The organism is Serratia sp. (in: enterobacteria) (assembly GCF_046715635.1).
In the GTDB taxonomy this organism is placed as follows: domain Bacteria; phylum Pseudomonadota; class Gammaproteobacteria; order Enterobacterales; family Enterobacteriaceae; genus Chania.
This window is the reverse complement of sequence record NZ_JBKJYW010000077.1, coordinates 1-4,642: the sequence shown is the minus strand read 5'-3', so window position 1 is coordinate 4,642 and position 4,642 is coordinate 1. Positions and strand designations below refer to the sequence as shown.

General features: G+C 55.9%; 3 protein-coding genes and 2 pseudogenes. 3 read left to right on the top strand and 2 right to left on the bottom strand.

The window, feature by feature from the left end; all coding sequences use genetic code 11:
* Positions 1-167 (bottom strand): annotated as a pseudogene (locus tag ACLQ7H_RS03685) (ABC transporter ATP-binding protein); the annotation flags it as partial.
* A 412-nt stretch (positions 168-579) separates the two neighbouring features.
* Here ACLQ7H_RS03685 and ACLQ7H_RS03680 point away from each other — a divergent pair.
* Positions 580-2,601, top strand: a complete 2,022-nt coding sequence (locus ACLQ7H_RS03680) for an FAD-dependent oxidoreductase (protein WP_411751500.1) — start codon at positions 580-582, stop codon at positions 2,599-2,601.
* Positions 2,602-2,640: 39 nt separating this feature from the next.
* Here the strand turns inward: ACLQ7H_RS03680 and rlmG are convergent, their stop codons facing one another.
* The gene (gene rlmG / locus ACLQ7H_RS03675; protein ID WP_411751499.1) at positions 2,641-3,780 is read right to left on the bottom strand and encodes a 23S rRNA (guanine(1835)-N(2))-methyltransferase RlmG; all 1,140 of its coding nucleotides are present in this window, start codon (positions 3,778-3,780) and stop codon (positions 2,641-2,643) included.
* Positions 3,781-3,929: 149 nt separating this feature from the next.
* Here rlmG and ACLQ7H_RS03670 point away from each other — a divergent pair, with 149 nt between their 5' ends.
* Positions 3,930-4,436 carry a M48 family metallopeptidase gene (locus tag ACLQ7H_RS03670; protein ID WP_411751498.1) on the top strand — a complete coding sequence of 169 codons (507 nt, stop codon included), beginning with the start codon at positions 3,930-3,932 and terminating at the stop codon, positions 4,434-4,436.
* An 89-nt stretch (positions 4,437-4,525) separates the two neighbouring features.
* Positions 4,526-4,642 (top strand): annotated as a pseudogene (locus ACLQ7H_RS03665) (gfo/Idh/MocA family oxidoreductase); the annotation flags it as partial.

Genomic DNA, 4,642 nt, shown 5'->3' with positions numbered 1-4,642 from the left:
GCAATCAGACGTAGCAGGCGAGTTTTCCCCACGCCGTTACGCCCCACCAGACCACAGTGCCACTGTTCAACGGCCAGATTAAGCGGGCCAAACAGCGTTTCGCCATTGGCAAACTGACAGGTTAATTGATGTAAAACGAAATAAGGGGACTGCGCAAAATGAGCCATAAACACTCCTGAATGAAATCAAAACATCCCCATACGGCACGGGCGTGCTCGGTATAGGGCCAGATATCAGCAGGTGTGGTTGTTCATTTTCGGTAATGGCTCCGCAGAGAGAAAAGGGATAAAGCGAACCGATGTTAGCCGATCTTTTATACCGATTGCAAACATGAGGTCTATCACATTCAGCACATCCGCGTTTCCCATGTGCGCCGACAACGGCTAGATTTATCTCATCCGACCACTTGATTGGTCGTCAAAACTATAACAACTCATACCCTATGGATTTCAAGCTGCAGCTAGGCGACAAGCTTGCTCATCCCCAGGAGCTTACTTTTGGGTAAGTGACTGGGGTGAGCAAGTGCAGGTAACAACGCTGTAGCTTGAAAGACTACGGGTATATATTTTGGAGACTGCAATGAGCGTTTACCCCAACCTGCTTGCGCCGTTGGATCTCGGCTTCACCACCTTGAAAAATCGGGTGCTGATGGGATCGATGCATACCGGCCTGGAAGAACTGCCTAATGGCCCCGAGCGTATGGCAGCATTCTATGCCGAGCGGGCCGCAGCCGGTGTCGCCCTGATCGTGACCGGCGGTATAGCCCCCAATGAGAAAGGCGTGGTGTATCGTGGGGCATCGGTCCTGAACCAGCCACAGCAGGTTGCCCATCACCGGATCGTGACCGAGGCTGTCCATCAGGCTGGGGGCAAGATTGCCCTGCAAATCCTGCATACCGGGCGCTATAGCTATCAGCCACAGCCGGTAGCCCCTTCGGCGCTGCAAGCACCAATTAACCCATTCAGCCCAGCAGCGCTGACCACGCAAGAAGTTGAACAAACCATTGCCGATTTCGCCAACTGCGCGACGTTAGCACAACAGGCTGGCTATGACGGCGTAGAAGTCATGGGGTCTGAAGGCTATCTGATTAACCAGTTTCTGGTCTCGCGCACCAACCAGCGCACCGACCAATGGGGCGGCAGTTTCAGCAATCGCATGCGTTTCGCCGTGGAAATTGTGCGGGCCGTGCGTGAGGCGACCGGGCCGGAATTTATTCTGATCTACCGCCTGTCGATGCTCGATCTGGTGGAGGATGGCTCCAGCTGGCAGGAGATCGAACAGCTTGCCGTGGCGATCGAACAGGCAGGCGCAACGCTGATCAACACCGGCATCGGCTGGCATGAGGCACGCATTCCCACCATCGCCACCATGGTGCCACGCGCCGGGTTCAGTTGGGTCACGCGCAAGCTGATGGGCAAAGTGAAGATCCCGTTGATCACCACCAACCGCATCAACGATCCGGCGGTGGCGGAGCAGGTTTTGGCCGATGGCTGTGCCGACATGGTTTCCATGGCACGCCCGTTCCTGGCAGACGCGGCGTTCGTGCAGAAAGCCGCTGAAGGCCGTGCTGACGAAATTAACACCTGCATCGGCTGCAATCAGGCCTGCCTGGATCAGATTTTTGACCACAAGCTCACCTCATGCCTGGTCAATCCCCGCGCCTGTCGCGAAACCGAAATGCCGTTGATCGCCACGGCAACGCCTAAAAAACTGGCCGTGGTAGGTGCCGGGCCAGCCGGGTTGGCCTTCGCCGTTACCGCCGCCAGCCGTGGGCATCAGGTAACCTTGTTTGATGCAGCCGAGCAGATCGGTGGCCAGTTCAATATCGCCAAGCAAATCCCCGGCAAGGAAGAGTTCCATCAGACGCTGCGCTATTTCCGCCGTCAGTTGGTGCTCAATGAAGTGGAACTGAAGCTGGGGAAGCAGGTGCAACCGCAGGATTTGGCCGCTTTCGATGAGGTGATCCTGGCCTGCGGCATCGTGCCACGTATGCCAGCGATTGCAGGCATAGAACACGCCAAGGTGATGAACTATCTCGATGTTTTACGGGATAAAAAACCGGTTGGCCAGCGGGTCGCCATCATCGGGGCCGGGGGAATTGGCTTCGACGTCGCCGAATACCTCAGCCAGCACGGCACCTCCAGCAGCCTGGATCAGGCCGCGTTTAACCGCGAATGGGGGATCGATTCACAGCTCGAGCAGCGTGGAGGGTTGAGCGCCCAAGGGCCGGAAGTGCCAGCCTCGCCACGCCAGATTTTCCTGTTGCAACGTAAAACCAGCAAGGTCGGTGAAGGCCTGGGTAAAACCACCGGTTGGATCCATCGCACCAGCCTGGCGGTACGTGGCGTGAAAATGCTTAACAGCGTGAACTATCAACGGATTGACGACGAAGGGCTGCATATCCTGCGTGCCGAGCAGGAAAGCTGCTTGCCGGTGGATACGGTAGTGATTTGTGCCGGGCAGGAACCGCGCCGTGAATTGCAGCAACCGTTGCTGGAGATGGGGAAAACGGTACATCTGATTGGCGGAGCCGACGTGGCAGCCGAGCTGGATGCCCGCCGCGCTATCGATCAGGGTACGCGGCTGGCAATGGCTCTATAACCCATTGATTAGACGGGCGCAGCATGCTGCGCCCCTACATTAATAGCGCGCACCAGACTTGACCGCTTTGAGGATCAAGAACTTCTGGTTAGAGGCCACGGTGGTGCAGTTGCCGAACAAACGCCTCAGCTTCTGGTAGTAATCCAGATGGCGGTTACCCACGATCCACAGCTCGCCACCCACTTGCAGGCAGCGCTTGGCGTCGCAGAACATCTGCCAGGCGGTGTGATCGGTGATCGCATGCTGCTGGTGGAACGGTGGGTTGCACAGGACTGCCTGCAGGCTTTCACGCTCAATGCCCGCCAGCGAGTTGTTCACTTCAAACTGACAGCGATCCATCTCCTGCGGCAGATTGTGCGCCACGTTCAACTCGCTGGACGCCACCGCCATGTAGGACTCATCGACGAAGGTCATCTGCGCTTGCGGGTTCTGCACCAAGGCACGCATACCGATAATACCGTTGCCACAGCCGAGATCGACAATATGGCCCTGCAAATCCTTCGGCAGATTTTCCAGGAATAGGCGTGCGCCAATATCCAGACTACCGCGCGAGAACACGTTGGCATGGTTGTGGATCAGCCAGTCCGTACCGTCGAGCAGCCAGTCGGTGGTTTCCGGCGCTGCCGGTGGCACGATGTCAGCTACCTGGCAATAAATCAGGCGGGCCTTTTTCCAGGCCAGGCTAGTGCGGGTTGGGCCAAGCACTCGCTCAAACACTTGCATGGTCGAGGTATGCACGTCACGCGCTTTGGCACCGGCCACGATCAGCGTATCGGGTGCCACCACGTCACGCAGGGCACGTAATTGCTGTTCCAGAAGCGCCAGCGCTTTCGGGATACGGATCAGCACCACCGCCGGGTTGGCAGGCAGTTCGGCCAGGCTGTCTTGCAAGGTAACCTGCTCGACATCGAGCTCATTGAGCTTGAGGTTATGGCGCGTCGCCAACTGGCTCATGTATGAATCGCTGATGCTGTAAGGCTTATAGCCATGCAGAGCACAGGCCAGCGTGCCAAAGTTGTCGTTGAAAATCAGTACCGGGCGTTCACCGATGTCGGCATTTTCCAACTGTTGCAGCAGATATTCGTCCGCCGCTTCCCACGCCTGCAGCTGGGTGGCTTCTTCCTGTTGGGGATAACGCTCCAGCTCAAGTTGCTGTGTTCCCAGATCGAGTTGGCTCATTGCCCCTCCTGAATAGTAAATTTGGGCTGTTTATCCCCTAAAAACGCTCAGCAGTAAAATGTTTTTTGGGATTAATTGCCCTTTGCAGGATTTGAGCAACAAAACGTCATACAATGCTTGCCCTGGTTTACCACTGAATACTGAATAACATGTCCGAACTGAGCTACCTGCAAGGCTACCCCGATCATCTGCAAATGCAGGTGCAACAACTCATCCAGCAACAGAGGCTGGGCGAGGTTTTGTTACAGCGCTATCCGCAGGTTCATGGCTGCACCACCGACAAGTCGCTCTATCAGTTTACCGTCGATCTCAAAAATCAGTATCTGCGAAATGCTCAACCGCTGAGCAAGGTGGCCTACGACAGCAAGATCCAGGTGATGAAGCACGCCTTGGGGCTGCATACTGCCATTTCCCGGGTGCAAGGTGGCAAGCTGAAGGCCAAAGCCGAGATCCGTGTGGCGACGGTGTTTAAAAATGCCCCGGAACCTTTCCTGCGCATGATCGTGGTCCACGAGTTGGCGCACCTGAAAGAGAAAGACCACAACAAGGCGTTCTACAGCCTGTGCTGCCATATGGAACCCAGCTATCACCAGTTGGAGTTTGATACCCGCCTTTATCTGACCCACCTCTCCGTGTTTGGCGAACTATATGAATAATCAGACTTTTTAAGCAAATATTCGCCTAACGTTTGCGGCGTGATAATCTGGTTCCTTGAGCTATCTTCCTGTGGAAATCGGAGTCACCCATGATTCGCTTTGCTGTTGTCGGCACCAACTGGATCACCGAACGTTTTATCGATGCGGCTCACGAAAGCGGCAAGATGAGGCTGACCGCCATCTATTCGCGTAAGCTCGAACAGGCG

Excerpts from the sequence above, each read along its gene's own strand:
- ACLQ7H_RS03670 (WP_411751498.1), top strand. The coding sequence starts at position 3,930 with ATGTCCGAACTGAGCTACCTGCAAGGCTACCCCGATCATCTGCAAATG.
- rlmG (WP_411751499.1), bottom strand. The coding sequence starts at position 3,780 with ATGAGCCAACTCGATCTGGGAACACAGCAACTTGAGCTGGAGCGTTAT.
- ACLQ7H_RS03680 (WP_411751500.1), top strand. The coding sequence starts at position 580 with ATGAGCGTTTACCCCAACCTGCTTGCGCCGTTGGATCTCGGCTTCACC.